Raw genomic sequence first — 16,629 nt, forward strand, 5'->3', positions numbered from 1 at the left:
CTCGGGTGTTGAAGTAGCTGATTCGATTGAGGAAATGAGCGCTGCTCTTGCTCATTGCATCGATCTTAGGAACGAGATGGGCGGTCGCAATGGAGGGGCCGATCAGTCGTTCGGCTCGCCGAACGTCGCCTCTGCGCACTCTTGGAAGTCGCCGGTGCCGTCGGGGGTGCGACACCAGGAGATCTCGGCGGCCAGGTCGGGCCAGGCGGTCTCGTCGAGGAGTTGGTCGTCGGCGTCGAATAGGCGCACGCCGTCCTCTTTGCCCAAGCCGAACTGGTGGTCGTCGGCCTCGACGAGCACCAGGTACTCGCCCGGGGCCAGGGCGGTGCCGTCGGCGAAGTCGTAGCGATGGTCGGCCGGCTCGCCGGTGGCCGTGTCGTACGCGTCGTCGACGACGTACCAGCCGGAGATGTCGACCTCGGTCTCGCCGGTGTTGACGAGCTCGATGTTGTCGTCGCCGTCGGAGGTGATTTCGTTGAGGACGACCGGGCTCGCCGGCATTGCGGTCGTGTCTTCGGCGGTGGCGTCGGCGTCAGCGTCCTTGCCGGAGGCGTCGGCCTCCTCTTCGACTTTGGCGCCGCTGCAGGCGGTCAGGGTGATGATGAGCGAGACGAACAGAAATGTGTGTCGGGTGTTCATGGGGTCGTGTCGGTCGAAGAAGTAGCGATGATTCCGCGGGCTTCGACGGTCGCAAAGACCGTGTGGATGTCGGCGGCGTCGGGCACGCCGGGCACCGGGCCCGCGCCCTCGCCGAACGAGTCGAGACGGTAGCCCACGTACAGGCGCAGGCGGCGCGCCTCGACGAAATCGAGCGGGGGCAGAAGGTCGCCGAAGAGTCCGGCGCGCAGCGTGTCGATGGTGGCGTCGTTGGCGTCCAAGTCGGTGTCGAGATGGTCGTAGCGGCCGAAGGCGGCCAGCCAGGGGGGCAAGACGGCCACGTGGGCCCAGCCACCCAGAACTTGCGCCTCGCGCGAGCCGCGGTCCAGGTAGCCGAGGGCGCGCTCGTACTCGACGCCGGCGCCCAACCGTGGGTGGCGGAAGGTTACCGCCCCCATGGCGCGGTGATTGCGAAGCTGGCCGGCCCCCGTCGAGCCGTCGCGGTAGCCTGCGTGGATGCCAAGCACGCCCTCACCCTCCCAGAAACGGACGTCGAGCGGGCGCAAGCCCACGGTGAACGTGGCGTTTTTGCCCTCGTTGAGCTCGACCTGGTTGCGGCCCTCGCCGTTGGTCATGCTCGCCCCGACGCGCAGCAGGCCGTCGAAGGCGGTGTAGTGGGCCGAGGCGCCCAGGTCGCTCGTGTCGAAGAAGAGGCTCGACTCGGCGGCCAGCGGCGCCAGGCCGCGAAGGTCGTAGCCGAACTCGACCGACTCGATCCAGATGTCGGGGATGAGGCCCGCGCGCAAGGTCGCAAAGCCGGGGCCGACCTCGGGCGTGGCGAAGCCGTAGCCGAACTTGAAGCGCGCCACGATCGAGTTCTGGTCGACGCCGAACAGGCTGTCGGGGCCGGCCGAGCGGATGCCCTCGAGGGCGACGTGGAACCCTGCAAGGTGCTGGAAATCGTACAGCACGTCGAGCTGGGCGCGGTCGAGCCGAAAGGCGTTGAACTCGGCGCTGTCGGTGGTGCTGTAGTCGTAGGTCGAGAAGAGCTGGCCGAAGGTGACCAGGCGGGTGGCCTCACGGGTCTCACTGGTCCCGCGGGTCTCGGACGCCGCACACAGCGCGGACGTCAGCGTGGCGAGCAAGCAAATACAACTCAACAACAACTTCACGGCGTTGCTCTCATTCGGCGCGCGCCGAGCAACGGCCCCTCGGCGTCGAGCAGGTCGACGAAGAGGGCGTAATCACTCATCACGCGGTCGGTATAGGATCGGGCGAACGTGGAGGTCTCGTCGACGAAGGCGTCTTCGCGCCCGTCGAGGGTGGCGGCGATGGCGGCGAGCGCGTCGCCGCCGTCGCGGCGCGGAGCGATGGCGTGGCTGCGGGCGAGCAGGCGCCCGGCGATCGTGGCGAAGCGGAGCACATGCTGGATGTCCCAGTCAGCCTCGGCCAGGCCCTCTTCGATGTCGGCGACGTCGAGGCCCTTTTGGTATTTGGTACGGTGGCGCACCCGAAAGCTCAGGGTGTCGGAGGCCGCCCAGCCCAACAGCGGGTCATTCTTCGCGTCGATTTGCATGCGGCGTTGCGCGACGACGACGCGCTGGGCGTTGGTGTCGAATTGGCGCGGCGGCAGCTCCGCCAGGCGCGGAATGGCGGTGGGGTCGCGAATCTCTTTGAGCTCGAGCAGCCAGTCGTCGTCTCGCGAGTCGGTCGGCCCCTCGACGAGCGCATAGAACCGAAGCAGCGCATAACTCGCCACTCCGCCGCCCAAGCGGCGGCCGACGCCCTTGAGCTCGAACGCCCCGGCTGGCTGGGGCTCGACGAGCGTCTGCGGGTACTGGGCGACGAGGCGCTCGACGAGGCGCCGCTCGCGTGCGTCGACCTCGACGAGCTCGTCCTCGATGACGCCCTCGACGATGGGCGACTCGACCGCGCCGAAGAAGAGCCGGCGCCGACCGTCGCGCACACGGGTATACTCGAATAGGGCCTCCTTCTCGTCTCCGTCTTTGATGGCGCCGTCGATGAGGTCGCCCAGAATGGGCCCCGGGAAGTTCGGGTCGACGCGATACGGCTCGGCGCCCCGGCTCATGCGCCCGATCTCGTCGACGTAGCCCCGCGCGGCCGCCTCGATGAGCGCGTCGCGGGTCGTGGTGTCGAGCTCCATCGTCTCGGCGGCCACCCCGAAGCCCACGCCGAGCCGGCGCACGTCGAAGTGAAACGGCCCGAAGCGCGCCCCGTCGAAGTCGTTGAACTCGACGTTCATCTCACCTTTGGCCGATCTGTAAGTGCCGATATTCTCCGGGTGCGGGTCGCCCATGAGCAACACGCCCGACGCGGCGCTCGAGCCGAACGCGGTCTGGCTGAAGGGGGCGTCGGCGTCGGTCAGGTCGCGGTAGAACTGGGCGTTGGTGCCGCGAAAATAGTAGTAGGGCAGTGACGCCATCTTGGCGAATTTGCCCGCGCTGAGCTCGGGCTCGCGCTCGATGACCAGAAGGTTGTCCTCGACGAGGGTCGTCTGCAGCCAGGCGGCGCGCTCGGAGTGTCGGGTCTCGCCGCTGCAGGCCCCGCAGAGTGCGGCGATGAGAAGGATGGGGGGAATGCGGTACAGCTTCATGTGGGGCAGAGTAGAGGGGTGGGGCGAAGGTGCAAGGCGGTGGGGTGGGATGTTGCTGGATAGTTACATTGTCAGCAGCGGCTTCGGCAGCAGCAGCGGCTTTGAGCCCTGACCGAGACCGCGTCTATTGACGGCAGAACCCGATGCCGGAAACGGCTTGCGGTCTACGCGGGGTTGTCTAGCTTCGGCTTTGAGCGGTATCGCGGCGGCGCCGAGGGAAGCGCTGGAGCCGCGGGGGCTTTGCTTTCCTAGCGGCGTTTGCAGACAGATTTGCAAACGAAACAGGGGGAGTGATGTCACCATACATATTCGGGGTCCTTATCTCAGGGCTCTTTGTCCTTATCGGCGTCTCGGTCTTCTCCGTGGCCTATCTCTTCTCGGGCCGGAGCGTTTTCCGCGAATGGGAGTGGCGCAAGGCGGTGTTCGTCACCACTGCGGCCGCGCTGTTGCTCCTGATGATCTCGCCGCTGATGTTCATTTTGCTGTTTCACGACGTGAACTTGGCGCAGGAGGGTGAGCGTGGCGAACAGCAGCAGGCCGTCTTAGATGAGGCGGGGGAAGGAGAAGATGCTACCGAAACAATCGAAGCCACCGAGAAGAAGGAGTTGATCGAGCGCGTGGTCAACTACGCGTTGGTGCCGTTTCTTCTCGCGGCGTTTGCGCTCGGGCTTGTCGTCGGTACCTATCCTCAGTTGAACTTGCGTTGGATTCTCTGGCGTGAGGTGCGCCACAAGAGGGGCTTGAAGTTTCCCCTCTTCAGCTACGGTAATTCGTGGCGCATGTTCTTCAACAAGCTCAAGCTGAATGGGCTCATCGAGGTTGGCCTTCGAGAGGAACACGGCGACGACGAGGGGCAGCGTGTGCGTCGAGTGATCGGCCAGTTGGCGGCTACCTCCGTGTCCGGCACCGACGCCGACTTCGTTCTCCGTAACCCAAGAACTCTCGAAGACAGCTCGCGCTTGGACGTCGACAAAGCGCTCGACGAGAATTGGATGCCTGACGAAACGCTCGAGATCTTCACGAAGGAGTCGAAGGTTCTCTATCTACGCTGTCCTCCAGAGTCCCTTCAGGTCCACGCTGAGCCGATCAACCATCTCGCCCAGGCCTACTTTTTGGCGCAGACTTCAATTGGTTTTGGACTCTTCGGTTGGGCTACCTTCCTGACCTACAAATTTCTGGAAGGAGTCGGCTTGGGGGATGTCGCTGTTGTCTACGGCCTCATGACAGTGCTTTTTCTGGTGACTTGCGGGGCTTTTTGTGTACTCGCCTTCTCCGTAAGGCGTTACGACTTCGGCGAATCGCTCAGCATGCAGAGCTTTCTAAGCAGTTTCAGCGGCTGGACGATCACTCCGACGACATGGACAACGGTCTTTCTCGCCGCCTACTTCTTCGTCGCCTCCTTGCTCTTCGGGGCCACCTGGCTTCTCTGGGGAGAGGTCGACCGCGGTTTGATGGTGGATTTCCTGTTGGTGCTGCTCGTAGGATTATTCTCCGTGGGCTTAATCAACACCGGGGTCTACTTCTGCTGTTTCAGCAAAGACAGAAGCTCCGGAGGGCGTCGTTTATCAAAGGGGAGGGTGATGCTGGGGGTCATCGTAGGGCTGTTGTGGCTCGGGTTTCTTGGGGTAGCAGTGTACTACTTGGCGAACGTGCCGCTGGGTGGAGCAGAACAGACCGATGTCTACCAAGCCGGGCTCGTCATAGCCGCAGGGGCTGCCATCATTTGGCTGTTCATTCGCGTCTGTACGCGCATCAAGCGGGTGCGAGTCAAAAGGCATTTTTGCCAGATCGTTCGAGATGTAGAGGAGGTCTTCCTCGAATCTGGTGATCTCGACGGTACGGCGTCCGAGTCGAATCTGGCCAGGGCGAGAAACAAACGCAGTGCGCGCAGCAAAGCCCGGCTTGCGCTCAAGCGGGCTGCTCTTCGGCTCTACTTACGCCAAGATCTCAACGACGACCACTTCATCTACGACCGTGAGTTCGAGAAAGGCTGGTGCGTTGAAAAACCGTCTCCTCCGAAGATCCGTACTAGGGAAAACGAGCGGGAGGTCAAAGAACTCGAGGGCTATCTCCTCGAGCGGCTGTTATGTGTGGTCTATCAAAGTGGGCTGGAAGGGGCGACGACTCAGGTGATCGAATGGTTCTGTGACTACCTGCGCATCACGTATTTTGTGAGTGGGGACTTTGCCCGAGAGTGTGATCGATGACGGTGACAGAACAGTCGCGACGATGGCTGGGCGTGTCGTCGTTTGCTGCCAGAGCAAGGGGATGTTGCTCGATAGTCGTATTGGATACGGCCTCTCCCTCGGTCCCTCTCCACTTCGCTACGCTGCGTGGAAAGGGAGGCCTCTCCTCGGTCCTCTCCATCCCTTCACTTCGTTACGGGCGGAGAGGAAGACGTTGCTTCAGCGCACCCTTTACCGAGATCGATTGTGCGACATCTTCCTCTCCGCCCGAGCGAAGCGAGGAGTGGAGAGGACCGAGGAGAGGTACCCTCCTCCGCAAGCGAAGCGAAGTGGAGGAGGATCTAGGAGGAGGCCCCCGCCCAACAACCACATGACGCCGATCCTGATTTACGCTAGACTCACGCCGCAATTTACCTGATTTCTCCCCCACCGTGAGGCAGTAAAATGACGGTCGAGCAGACGATTCCGGTAGTCAATCTGGCAGATTACGACAGCGACGACCCCGAGGTGCGCGAGGCGTTCGTCAAGAAGTTCGGGGAGGGCTTGAACGACCTCGGTTTCGTGGCCGTCGAGGGCCACGGCGTGCCCCAGGAGCTCATCGACCGCAACTACGAGCTGTTCGAAGAGTTCTTCGCGCTCGACGAGGAGACCAAGGGTAAGTACGAGCAGCCCGACAGCGGCCGCCAGCGCGGCTATACGCCGTTCGGCATGGAGCACGCCAAGGACAACGAAAAACCCGACCTCAAGGAGTTCTGGCACGTCGGCCGCGAGTTTGACGCCGACAGCCCCCTGGCCAAGCGCATGCCGCAGAACGTGTGGCCCGACGAGCTCCCCGCATTCCGCGACAACACCCTCGCCCTGTACGACGCGCTCGAGGCGAGCGCCCACAAGATGCTCGCCGCCATCAGCGAGTACCTGGGCCAGCCCAAAGACTTCATCCCGAGCAAGGCCCAAGACGGCAACAGCATCATCCGCATCATCCACTACCCGGTGTGCGACGGCTTCGACGAGCCGGGCCAGATGCGCGCGGCCGAGCACGAGGACATCAACCTGATCACGCTCTTGCCGGCGGCGACCGACTCGGGGCTCGAGATCTTGACCCGCGACGGCGAATGGCTGCCGGTGCCGTCGCTCGAAGGTCAGCTCATCGTCGACACCGGCGACATGATGAAGCGCCTGACGAACGACGTCATCCCCGCCACCACCCACCGCGTGGTCAACCCCGAAGGCGAGCCCGAGCCGCGCTACTCGATGCCGTTCTTCGTGCACCCGCACCCCGACGCCAGCCTCGAGGTCATCGCCGACTGCGTCCCCGAGGGCGAAGAGCCCAAGTACGAGCCGACGACGGCCGACGAGTACTTGCAGGAGCGTTTGCGCGCGATTGGCGTGGCGTGAGGCGTTCGGTGCGGGGGCATCTTGCCCTCGTGAGGCCTTCGGTGCGGGGGCATCTTGCCCTCGTGTATGAGCGATGCGATGGCCTTGCAGGGGCGTGGCTCCTGCTATTTAGGGCGCCCTGAAAAGCGGGCGATAAGGATTTGGGGGTTGCGTGTTGCGACGAGGTTCCGATTCGAAGCGCCTGCTATTTAGGGCGCCCTGAAAAGCGGGCGATAAGGATTTGGGGGTTGCGTGTTGCGACGAGGTTCCGATTCGCAGCGCCCGCTATTAGGGGCGAGGGCTGGAAAGCGCCCTCGAAGGCCATTAGTGAGTCGTTTCGTTGCGGCGTATGTGGTGCATTGAAACGACTCCATAATGGCCTGCGCCGCAGTTCAGGCGCCCCTAATAGATGGCGTGACTCTTCTGCAAGGCCACCACCCGAGCAACCAGCGCTGGAAGCGCTGCCTCCGAAGGGACGGCGAAGCAACCAGCGCTGGAAGCGCTGCCTCCAAAGGCGAATTCACCAACACGGGCCGTAATTGCGACCGCAGGTCGCCATACGCAGCGCGCGGAGCGCGTGCTGCGTGCGGTCGTTCAGGTCCTCGGCCGGCAGTTGCTCGAGGAGCTGGCGCACCGCGCCGTATTCGCCGGCTTGGGCGCAGGCGTCGAGCAGCGTGTCCATTTCGTAGCGGCGGTTGGTGGGTGTCTGCTCGCGCAGGGTTTCGTAGGCGGCGGCGAGGTCGCCGACGGAGATCTGGGCGTCTTGGAGGTCGCTCAGGGCAAAGCGTTTGTCGCGGGTGCCGTCGGTGGCCAGTGCGGTGGCGCGTCCGAAGAGGCGCTCGTGGCGAGCGGCGTCGCCGGCGCGGTGGGCGGCCTTGGCGAGGCGCAGCACGTGGGCGAGTTCGTCGCCGCCGAGGATGTCGAGCAGGAGCTCGGCGCGCTCGAAGAGTTTCTCGCGCTCGAGGCCCTCTTCGTGGGTCGAGCCCAGGCCGCATAGGGCTGCGAATTGGTTCGTCTCGTCGTCGAATTCGTCGACGATGGCGAGTGCTTCGACCGTGCGGCCGGTGGCGGAGGCTAGGGCGCCCCATTTCTGCAGGGCGTCGGCGGGCTTCCAGGCGGCCAAGATTTCGTCGACGCGCTCTTCCAGCTCCACGGCCAACGCGTCTGCGCCGCGCTCGTCGAGGCGCACGAGAAGCTCCGCCCAGTCGAGCAACATCCCTACGTATTCGCGGTTCTCGTCGAGGTATCGGGCGCTCAGTTCAATGGAGTCTTCGCGGTGGCCGTTTTCGAGCATCGCCGTGACGATCTGCTCGCGATAGTGGGTCACCGACAAGCCGTCGAAGCGCGCGAGGAGCTGCCAGGCGCGCTCGTACTGCTCGGCGTCGATGAGGGCGTCGACGATGCCGTCGGCGAGGCGGAACTCCGAGATGTTCATGCCGGCGGCCTCGCATCGGTCGAGCATCGAGTCGAGGCGGTCGAACTCGCCGTGGCGGGCCAGGTCGACGAGGTAGGCGCTCAGGAAATGGTTGAGCCAGCCGGAGTCCCACGGGCCTTCGAGGATGGCTGCGTCGGCTGCGTCGTAGTCGCCCATGGCCAAGTAGCCGCGGGCCAGCGCCAGGTAGCGCTGGAAGGCGTTGGCCTCCTGCTCGATATTCTCGCGCGCCATCTCGAAGAGTTCGTCGGCGCGCGCTTCGTTGCCCAGCACATGGTTGGCCGCGGCGAGCGGGGCGTAGGCGAAGGTGGTCGCCCAACCTTCGATGCCGTGCTCGGCGAACATCTCGGCGGTGGCGAGGGCTGTCTGGGCGGCTTCGGTGTGGCCGTTGCGCGCGAAGATGACCGCGATGTCGGCGTTGGCCGCCACAAAGCCGTGGTCGGTGGCCGCGCTCTCGGCGGCCTGGCGAGCGGCCTCGACCTCGCCGCGCTCGGCGAGCATGACGGCGACTTCGCGGTGGTGGTCGGCGGTGTGGCTCCTCCAGCCGGCGCCGAGCCCTCCGAGCGACTCGCGGTGGACGCTGAAGATATCGTCGAGGGTGGCCTCGGAGCCGAGGTCGAGCTCGGCCGGCTCGTCGGGCTCGGCCGGCTGGTGGCCGTCGAAGGGCACGGCCTCGCCCGCCGGCGCCTCGTCCCATTGAGTCGGCCAGGCGAATCGGCGGTCGACGACCCACCACGTCTCGTCGTCCGAGCGCTGCGTTGCACGGGCCAAGTCCCAGAACGCAAGGTGTTCCTTGCCCACGCAGACGATCGTGTCGTTCGCCCCCCACAAAATGCCGGCGGTGGGCTCGTCGACCTCGAGGGTTGCCAGGTGCTCGGGCTCGGCGCCTACGGCAAAGACCTCGACGGTCGCCTGGGCGGTCAGGCATGCTGCGCGCTTGCCGCCGGGCGCCCACGCCCAGAGCTTGGCGTCTTCGAAGTCCCAGATGTCGCCGGGCGCGCCCGGCGCGAGGTCGACGCTGCCCAGGTACTCGCCGTCGTCGTAAAGGTGCACGCCGGGGTCGGCGCCAAATTGGTTGTCGGGCTCGACGACCATCGCCAGGAGGCGCGAGTCGGCGCCCGGCGCCCACGACAGCTCCGAGCCTCCCATATGCATCGGCATCTGCGAGGTCGGCAGGCCGCTGTCGGCGTCGTAGAAGACGAGCCCCGTCAGGTCGTGGGCGAAGACGGCGCCGTCGGGCCGCCAGGCGACGTGGCGGCCGACCGTCGAGAGCCACTCGATGTCGCCCGAGGCGACGTCGATGGCGTAGGCCTGCAGGTGGCCGTTGTGCCCGAAGAGGTGCGTCCCCTCGGGCGAAAATTGCAAGAACTCCTGCGGCTGAATCTCCTCGACGTCGCCGTCCTCGAGCGTCAGCGCCTCGACGATGGGCTCGCCGAGCTCGTCGGCGAACCAACCGGCGTCGTCCTCGTAGACGTGGTCGGTCTGAAACTCCGCGATGCACCCCGGCACGGCCGACGGGCCCCAGCAGCCCACTGCGACGGCCTGGCCGTCGGGACGCCAGCACCACGCCGGCGGCCGGCTCCAGCCGTGGGTCACCGCCACCCAAGTGCCCGGCTCGTTGCGGGCGCCGAAGGGGGCGAAGTCGCCGACCGCGTTAGTCGAAAACGCCGCGCCCACGCGGCTTCCGTCGGGGCTCCACTGGATGCAATTGGCGTAGCCGGGCCAGCCGACGCCGCCGTCGACGCCGTCGAGGACGTTGACGAGCCGGCCGGTGGCGACCTCCCAGATCTGCAGCGTGCCGCCTGCGTTGTAGTCCGCGCCGACCCAGGTGCCCACGGCCAGATGCTCGCCGTCGGGACTCAGCGCGTAGGCGACGAAGGGTTCGGTGTGGCGAAAACGGGGACGGAGTTGGGCGCCGCGTGCGCGAATCGCGGCCGTGCAGGCGTGGTGGAGTTCACCGACGCCGTCGGTCTCGGCGAGGCGCTCGAGGCGCGCGCGGAGCTCGGGCAGGTCGCGCGCGGCGACGAAATGCTCCCAGTCGGCCGCGTCGATGGCTGCTTGCAGCTCGGCGGGCGAGAGGTCGGTGGAAAGCTCGTGCCAATCAACAAAGGCAGGAGTGGCTGAGGCGTCGGACATGCTCATGGCAAACCTGTCTGCTGGGTTGTCGTTTTCGCGTGACAGGCAAGATGACAGGCGGGGCGGTGGGAATCAACGCGAAGTCGCGTTTACCACAGAAATGTTGCAAACAGGGCGATCGGGGGCTGAACTCGGTGCGTGGGCATCTTGCCCTCGTGAGGCCTTCGGTGCGGGGGCATCTTGCCCTCGTTCGGTGCGTGGGCATCTTGCCCTCGTGAGGCCTTCGGTGCGGGGGCATCTTGCCCTCGTATTTGTGCGACGCGGCGGCCTTGCAGGAGCGCGGCGCCATCTAAATGGGGCGCGCTGGAAAACGCGCGATAAGGACATGAGGGCTGCGAATTGGGACGTGGTCTTGGTTCGAAGCGCCGGCTCCTTAATGGCCCGCGCCGCAGTTCAGGCGCCCCTAATAGATGGCGCCACTAACCTGCAAGGCCACCGTCAAAGAACCAGCGCTAAAAGCGCTGCCTCCAAACTACTCCCCACCCATCTCACACACCACGAGATGCGGGTCGAAGACCGGCCCGATGACCAGCGTGTCGTCGCGTGCGGTGCCCACGGCCGCGCCGGAGATAGGGTCGCCGTCGTCGAGGTAGATCTCCTCGACGTTCCAGTTCTCGGGGCCGGCGCGCTCGAGGCGGATGACCTCCGACGGGGAGCGCGACTCGGGGTCACCGGCGTGGCTCAGGAAGGCGAGGAGGTTGGGGTGGCCGGCGACCCACAGCGTGTTGGCGGGGGTGACGCCGATATTGTCGACGCCCATGTTGGTCTCGACGGTGTGCTTGCGCTCGAGATCGTTCGTGGCGGGGTCGCGCTTGAAGATCTTGATCGTCTTGGCGATCGTCTCGGCCAGGTAGAGTTCCGTGCCGTCGGGGCTCACGTTGATGCCGTTGGCGTATTGGGTGCCGCCGTAGACCTCGCGGAAGTCCTCGCCGTCGTAGAAGACGACGTTGCCGCGGGCGAGCTGCAGGAAGTCCTCGATGGTGTGCATCCACAGCTCGGAGCTGCCGTGGTCGTTGGTCACGTAGAACTGGTCGGGGCCGACCGCGACCACGTCGTTCGGCGAGACGAGCGCCTCTGAGGTGATCGACTCGACGTGCTCGAGGGAGCCGTCGTCGGTGACGTCGAACACCTCGATGGAGTGCGGGGCAGTCATGCCGTTGTGGTGGTTGACCACAAAGAGACGTTCGAGCCCGTCTTCGCCCACGTAAAGGTGCAGCCCGTGCGGGTGGAACGGGATGTCGAGCTCGGGCGTGATGTCGACGGGCACCGCCTTCGGGTCGGCGGGGCGAAGCCGGTAGATGTGGCCGGGGCTGCCCAGGGCGCGCCGGTCCTGCGCGGCCACGTAGACGTGCTCGCCGTCGGGATGCCACTGCAGATCCTCGCCGCCGACGATGTCCTCGACCTTGCGGCATTCGCCGGGGAGGTGAGGGTCAATATCGCGAAAGGCGCCGGCTTTGCTCATCGTGTAGATGGCGAAGGCGCCGATGGCGAAGGCGACGGCGGTGGTGCCGATGATTACTTTTCGTTTCTCGATCATGGCGGGGAGTTTGGCAGGTGATTGGTGATCGTGCAATTGGCGCGGGGGCAGAGGAGTTTGCCTTTCAGGGTCGCTGCGCCTGCTACATGGGGCGCGCTGAACGACGCGCTCGGAGGACATAGGAGTTGCGTATCGCGACTTGGTTCCAACTCGCAGCCCTGATGTCCTTCTTCTTGTGTCGTCGAGCGCCGCCGTGCATCTTTACTGCATGGGCGTGCAACGTGGTCGTGCGGCGGATAGGCGATGAGGTGCAAATGAAAGTGAAACGTAGACTGAAAGCAGGGTTGATTGCGAGCACTATGCGTCGTTCACGCTTGTGCCTTCGTTCGAGGCAACTGGGGCTCCTCCTCTGCTGTGCATACCTGCTGGCGGGATGCAGCGAGGACCCATCTGGTTCAGGCTCCTCGTGGTCTCTCGATGAGGATGGCGGTGTCAGCGATGCAGCCGCGGAGTCGGATACGACGCCTTCGCCACCCATACCATTAAATAGCTGCGGACAGTCCACACCACCGGACGAAGGGTTTCGCGAGGTGGCGCCCGGGCAGTGGCAACGCCATTTCGCGCCGTTCTCTCACGGCTGCGGCGAGTATCAGTTCTCGATGACGATTGACCTTAACCCGGATGTACCGGCGGCGAGTTGGCGGGAGTCCGTCTGCAATCGCTGTGACGAGCCGATGATGGTCGATTTGAAGGCCGCGAGCTCATCTACGCCGGAGCTCGAGACACATCAGGTCGACTCCGCAGAGACGCTTCCGCTTGTGGTCGCTCGTGTGTCCGATGGCGCGAGCCGAGAATATGTTCCAGGCTGCTATGAAGCTCTTCGACGACCGCACGACACTGCACATCGATACACAGGGGACTTCTATCGTCTCTTACTTCGCCCGAAGCGCAGCGTCACCCGTGAGGCGGCAACGAACATCCACGACTTTTTCATGACCTCGGACCTGCGACAAACGGGCATGGGTGTGACCTACGAGCCGATTGACGTCGGCGATGCCGGGCTCGAACTCGAACTTCTGTGGCCGCTGTTGCGAGAGACGTCGGCCGAGTTCGATGTGTTGGCCGCGCTGCACTTGCCCTCATTTTGTGAACATATTGGGTTTCCCGTCGGTGATTCGCTCGCGCTCGAGGAGGATGCGTTTGCGGTCGACCAAGTCGGCATACTCGGCTTGCCGCAGCCCGTGATTGAGGTCTTCGAGTCGCGAGAGTAGGTGACCAGGAAGCGCTCGGCAGTCAACAGGGACACAGCGTCGGTCCGGGCTCGTTTGCGCGTTTCGAAACTTCGCATTAGGCATCAAGATTTTTCATTGGGCAATTCCCGAAACCCCCGGGTCAGCTCAGGGTGTCGGGCGTCGCCCTCAGGTAAAACACTGCTTACTCGAACCCGAGTGCAAGATGGATAAGCGTGCAAGTTTCATGGGTTGTCTGCTTCCACTTCTTTTCGCAGTAGGCTGCTCTCTAGACGGAAGTCAGGTGAAGCCTCACGAGGTAGGATGTAGTGGAACAAGCGTGGAATGTGCCGACACCTCGCCGGATGCTTCCGACGCTTCCGATTCTGAGGCCGACACAGTCGCCTCTACCGATGACGGTGATTGGCCGGCCAGTGGGGAGTGTGTGGACATCTCCACGATCCCAACGTTTTCGGTGCCCGATGAGTTTTCCAAGCCGCCCAATTACTTTCCGCAGACGTTCACCAAAGAGTCGATGCGCGAGACGCTGCAAGACGCGGGGCAGTTCTCGGCGATGGCGAAGTTTCATCCAGCTGAACCTGTTCACGCTGGGCCTCATAGCTACAATCTCTTCGCCAACTCTGGTGAAGAGGTCGTTTTTGAACTTGGGTTTGCGTCTAAGGAAGCGCCCGAATCCGGGGATATGTTGCACGTGTCCGTGCTCGTCGACTACGAGCCGGTATCTTCCGAGTACGTTCACTGGTTAGATAAGCGAGGTGGTGAGTCGGAGGTTTTCGAGTCCACCGGTGTTCGGCTTGCGGTGCGTGACGACGCCGAACTCTTTGACGTCAAGCTACCTGCGTCATCGCTGACTCCCGGACGGGCACATCAAATCTCGGTGATGATATCGCGACGGTCATTCGAGAGCCCCGTTCGTAATCGAGCGGCATACTTTCGTGATTTCATGTTGTATTACGGCGGGTATGGCCTCCCGCAAGTTCCCGCCTGCTTCGAGTCGTCGATTAGGAAGGTCGAGAATGAGATAGAGCGTTCGGTGTTGAATGAAACACAAAACCGGCATGGGATGGTGTTTTTGGCAACAGTGGCGGACCCAACACCGGTACGCGACTCGATCACCATACAGCCCGGAGAGGAGGCGCTTTTAAACCTTTCACTTATGAGTAGTACACTTCCGACAAGGCCCCGTGTGGCGATTCCTTTTGTCAACGGCCAGCCGATGGCGAGAAAGTGGTTTCACGTCCATGAATCATCTCAGGGACATGGGCGCAAGTTTGAGATCGGGCTGCGAAAACAATTCAAATTCAAGGCACCAGAGGCGCCTGGAACTTATGACGTCTTTGTAGGGATTTGGGAGGACCCACTACTTCCGGTCTATGATCTCGAAGGTAATCGGCTTGAGGGTAGAAGCTCCGAAGCCTACGGACATACAAATACTCTGCGTTTCGTCGTCGAAGGAGAATGAGGACGGCGGTGCGCTTGCCTTCGGGGTTCGCATCCGAATCTGGCGGCGCTATCCTCGCCGAAAGGTTGAATCTCACTTCGGTGTCACACCACTAGCGCTGGAAGCCCTGCCTCCCAAGACTGGGGCCACATAACTCACCGCCAACAAAGCCAGGCCGAACCCCAAGAACAACAACACGCGCCAGATCGTCTCGGTGCCGGCCATGTCGATGACGAGGAGCTTGCCGACTGCCAGTACGACGGTGGCTAGGCCGGTGTACTTGAGGTGCTTCGAGTCGACGCGCAAGCCGGCGATCAGCAACCCGATGGCGTAGATGCCCCAACACGCCGTGCCGAGCACGTCGCCGTTGGCGGCGAGCATCGACTGGTCGAGCAGGTAGATGAGCAGGAGGAAGTGGACGGCGTAGCGGTACGCCAGCTTGGCGGTGCGGCCGCGTAGAAGGAGCGACATCGTCAAGACGGAGCCGAGGACGCCGACGGCCTTGGCGCTCGAGGCGTTCAAGAAGGCGAGGCCGGCGGCGTCTGAGCCGTCGAAGAGCATGAAGCCGAGCCAGAAGATCGCGGTGATGGCCAAGATATGCGCGCCCCATCGCAGCGGGGTTTCGTCGAGCTCGCGCGCGGCCAGCGTCAGCGCGACGGCCTCCATGGCGAAGGCGACCGGCCAGACGTCGAACGTGAAGTAGTCGGCGATGGCGAGGGTGAGCAGGAGTCCGGCGACCGCGCGCACGTTCGAGGCGAGCGAGCGGGAGCGGCGCGACTCCAGCGGGAAGGAGCCGGCGAAGTAGGCCGCGGCGACGATGAGGTAGCCGGTGCTCCAGGCCCAGTCGGGCAGGTCCCATAGGGCGCGCGCGAGGCCGAGGGAGAAGAACGGCGAGACGAGGGTCAACCCGTGCACGATCAGCGTGCGCAGCGGGTCTTGTTTGGCCTCTATTTCTTTGGCTTCTCTTTCGCTGTCGGCAGGGCGAAGGAGCGGGACGACGCCGATGGCCCCCCAGACGACGAGCAGGTGGAGGCCGAGTACGGCGGTGTCGACGGTGCCCACGAGGGCGTCGTCGAGGCTCATCACCACGGCGATGGCGGCGATGAGCCAGCCGCCGAAGGCGGTGACCGACAGGAGGCTCTTCCAGCCGCGCATCGCATAGATGGCGACCATGCCGGCGACCAAGATGGCGTTGTAGATGCTCAGGCCCACGTAGTTTCCGGACCCGGAGCTGAGCATGAACGGGGTGGCGAAGCCGCCCAGGGCGCCGACGACGGCGAGCGCGGGGTCTTCTTGGCGTATGGCGATGAAGAAGGTCGCCAGCGTCACCGCGATCATGCCGGCGAAGGCGATCGGATGGGGCAACAAATCGTAGAATTGGTAGGCCGCAAAGAGCGTGATGTAGAAGGCGGCGCTGCTGCCGCCCATCAAGATCTGCGACAGGCGTCGGCGCGACTCACGCACCCGCCAGCCGGCCACGCCGAGCCCGGCGCCGGTGAGCAGACCGAGGCCGACTTTGATGGGTGGTGTGAGCAGACCCAACTCCACCGACAACTTGAACAAAAAGCCGAGGCCGAGCAGCAACAGCCCGATGCCAATCTTGTCGAGCCAGTTCTCGACGGCGATGCCGTTGCCGGTGGCCGGCTCCGGCTCCGTGACCGTGACCGGCTCCGTGACCGGCTCCGGTTCCGGCTGCCGAGTTCCGGTTTCCGGTTGCCGGGCGCCGGTTTCCGGCTCCGGTTCCGTGACCGTCTCCGTCTCCGTAACCGTGACCGTCTCCGTCACCCCGAGCCGCGCCTCGATCCTTCGCAGGCTCGCCTCGATCCCTTCCAGTCGCTTCTCGAGTGCGTCGTTGTGCTCGTCAGCCTCACTCATGCTTCTCCCTCGAAGAACGGAGAACAAACACTCCAAAAACGGATGAAGTCTCTGCTACTCCAGCCGACCCAAACGTAGTCAGCCGTAGCCGGGAGTCATGAACTGCAAGGGTGAGGCCAGTCTATCGGTGCAAACGGCATATGAACCGCAAAGGTCGCGTAGGACGCAAAGGAAGCAAAGAAAAACAACTCGCTACGTTGAACCCTTTGCTTCCTTTGCGCACTTGGCGACCTTTGCGGTTAAACTT

The 16,629-nt window shown here is 64.0% G+C and carries 10 protein-coding genes; 4 read left to right on the forward strand and 6 right to left on the reverse strand.

Going from position 1 to position 16,629, the window contains the following annotated elements:
- Window positions 1–102: 102 nt before the first annotated feature.
- From FIV42_RS16825 to FIV42_RS16835, 3 genes are read right to left on the reverse strand one after another with little or no spacing between them, the layout of a single operon-like run.
- Window positions 103–639 carry a lamin tail domain-containing protein gene (locus FIV42_RS16825; protein ID WP_141198814.1) on the reverse strand — a complete coding sequence of 179 codons (537 nt, stop codon included), beginning with the start codon at window positions 637–639 and terminating at the stop codon, window positions 103–105.
- Window positions 636–1,769, reverse strand: a complete 1,134-nt coding sequence (locus FIV42_RS16830) for a hypothetical protein (RefSeq protein WP_141198815.1) — start codon at window positions 1,767–1,769, stop codon at window positions 636–638. The genes FIV42_RS16825 and FIV42_RS16830 overlap by 4 nt, the downstream gene beginning before the upstream one ends.
- Window positions 1,766–3,211: a DUF2252 family protein gene (locus FIV42_RS16835; protein WP_141198816.1), complete on the reverse strand. Its 1,446-nt coding sequence runs from the start codon at window positions 3,209–3,211 to the stop codon at window positions 1,766–1,768. Before FIV42_RS16835 ends, FIV42_RS16830 begins: the two co-directional genes overlap by 4 nt.
- Before the next feature lie 293 nt (window positions 3,212–3,504).
- On the opposite strand from FIV42_RS16835, the gene FIV42_RS16840 reads away from it, so the two are divergent.
- Entirely contained in the window at window positions 3,505–5,418 is a 1,914-nt protein-coding gene (locus FIV42_RS16840) for a hypothetical protein (RefSeq protein WP_141198817.1), read from the forward strand.
- A 423-nt stretch (window positions 5,419–5,841) separates the two neighbouring features.
- Window positions 5,842–6,792, forward strand: a complete 951-nt coding sequence (locus FIV42_RS16845; protein WP_141198818.1) for an isopenicillin N synthase family dioxygenase — start codon at window positions 5,842–5,844, stop codon at window positions 6,790–6,792.
- A 499-nt stretch (window positions 6,793–7,291) separates the two neighbouring features.
- Here FIV42_RS16845 and FIV42_RS16850 read toward each other — a convergent pair whose 3' ends face one another.
- Together FIV42_RS16850 and FIV42_RS16855 are read right to left on the reverse strand one after the other, a co-directional pair.
- Complete coding sequence (locus FIV42_RS16850; protein WP_141198819.1) at window positions 7,292–10,345, reverse strand: WD40 repeat domain-containing protein; 3,054 nt, start codon at window positions 10,343–10,345, stop codon at window positions 7,292–7,294.
- Between the two features lie 466 nt (window positions 10,346–10,811).
- Complete coding sequence (locus FIV42_RS16855) at window positions 10,812–11,876, reverse strand: strictosidine synthase family protein (protein WP_168210714.1); 1,065 nt, start codon at window positions 11,874–11,876, stop codon at window positions 10,812–10,814.
- 125 nt (window positions 11,877–12,001) lie between these two features.
- Between FIV42_RS16855 and FIV42_RS16860 the strand changes: the two genes are divergently transcribed.
- Complete coding sequence (locus FIV42_RS16860; protein ID WP_141198821.1) at window positions 12,002–13,087, forward strand: hypothetical protein; 1,086 nt, start codon at window positions 12,002–12,004, stop codon at window positions 13,085–13,087.
- Window positions 13,088–13,385: 298 nt separating this feature from the next.
- Complete coding sequence (locus FIV42_RS16865; RefSeq protein WP_141198822.1) at window positions 13,386–14,528, forward strand: hypothetical protein; 1,143 nt, start codon at window positions 13,386–13,388, stop codon at window positions 14,526–14,528.
- A gap of 72 nt (window positions 14,529–14,600) precedes the next feature.
- Here the strand turns inward: FIV42_RS16865 and FIV42_RS16870 are convergent, their stop codons facing one another.
- On the reverse strand, window positions 14,601–16,382 hold the full coding sequence (locus tag FIV42_RS16870; protein ID WP_141198823.1) for a DUF2339 domain-containing protein: 1,782 nt from the start codon (window positions 16,380–16,382) through the stop codon (window positions 14,601–14,603).
- Between the last annotated feature and the right edge of the window lie 247 nt (window positions 16,383–16,629).

The organism is Persicimonas caeni, from assembly GCF_006517175.1.
GTDB lineage: Bacteria > Myxococcota_A > Bradymonadia > Bradymonadales > Bradymonadaceae > Persicimonas > Persicimonas caeni.

Excerpts from the sequence above, each read along its gene's own strand:
- FIV42_RS16825 (WP_141198814.1), bottom strand. The coding sequence starts at position 639 with ATGAACACCCGACACACATTTCTGTTCGTCTCGCTCATCATCACCCTG.
- FIV42_RS16835 (WP_141198816.1), bottom strand. The coding sequence starts at position 3,211 with ATGAAGCTGTACCGCATTCCCCCCATCCTTCTCATCGCCGCACTCTGC.
- FIV42_RS16840 (WP_141198817.1), top strand. The coding sequence starts at position 3,505 with ATGTCACCATACATATTCGGGGTCCTTATCTCAGGGCTCTTTGTCCTT.
- FIV42_RS16845 (WP_141198818.1), top strand. The coding sequence starts at position 5,842 with ATGACGGTCGAGCAGACGATTCCGGTAGTCAATCTGGCAGATTACGAC.
- FIV42_RS16850 (WP_141198819.1), bottom strand. The coding sequence starts at position 10,345 with ATGAGCATGTCCGACGCCTCAGCCACTCCTGCCTTTGTTGATTGGCAC.
- FIV42_RS16855 (WP_168210714.1), bottom strand. The coding sequence starts at position 11,876 with ATGATCGAGAAACGAAAAGTAATCATCGGCACCACCGCCGTCGCCTTC.
- FIV42_RS16870 (WP_141198823.1), bottom strand. The coding sequence starts at position 16,382 with ATGAGTGAGGCTGACGAGCACAACGACGCACTCGAGAAGCGACTGGAA.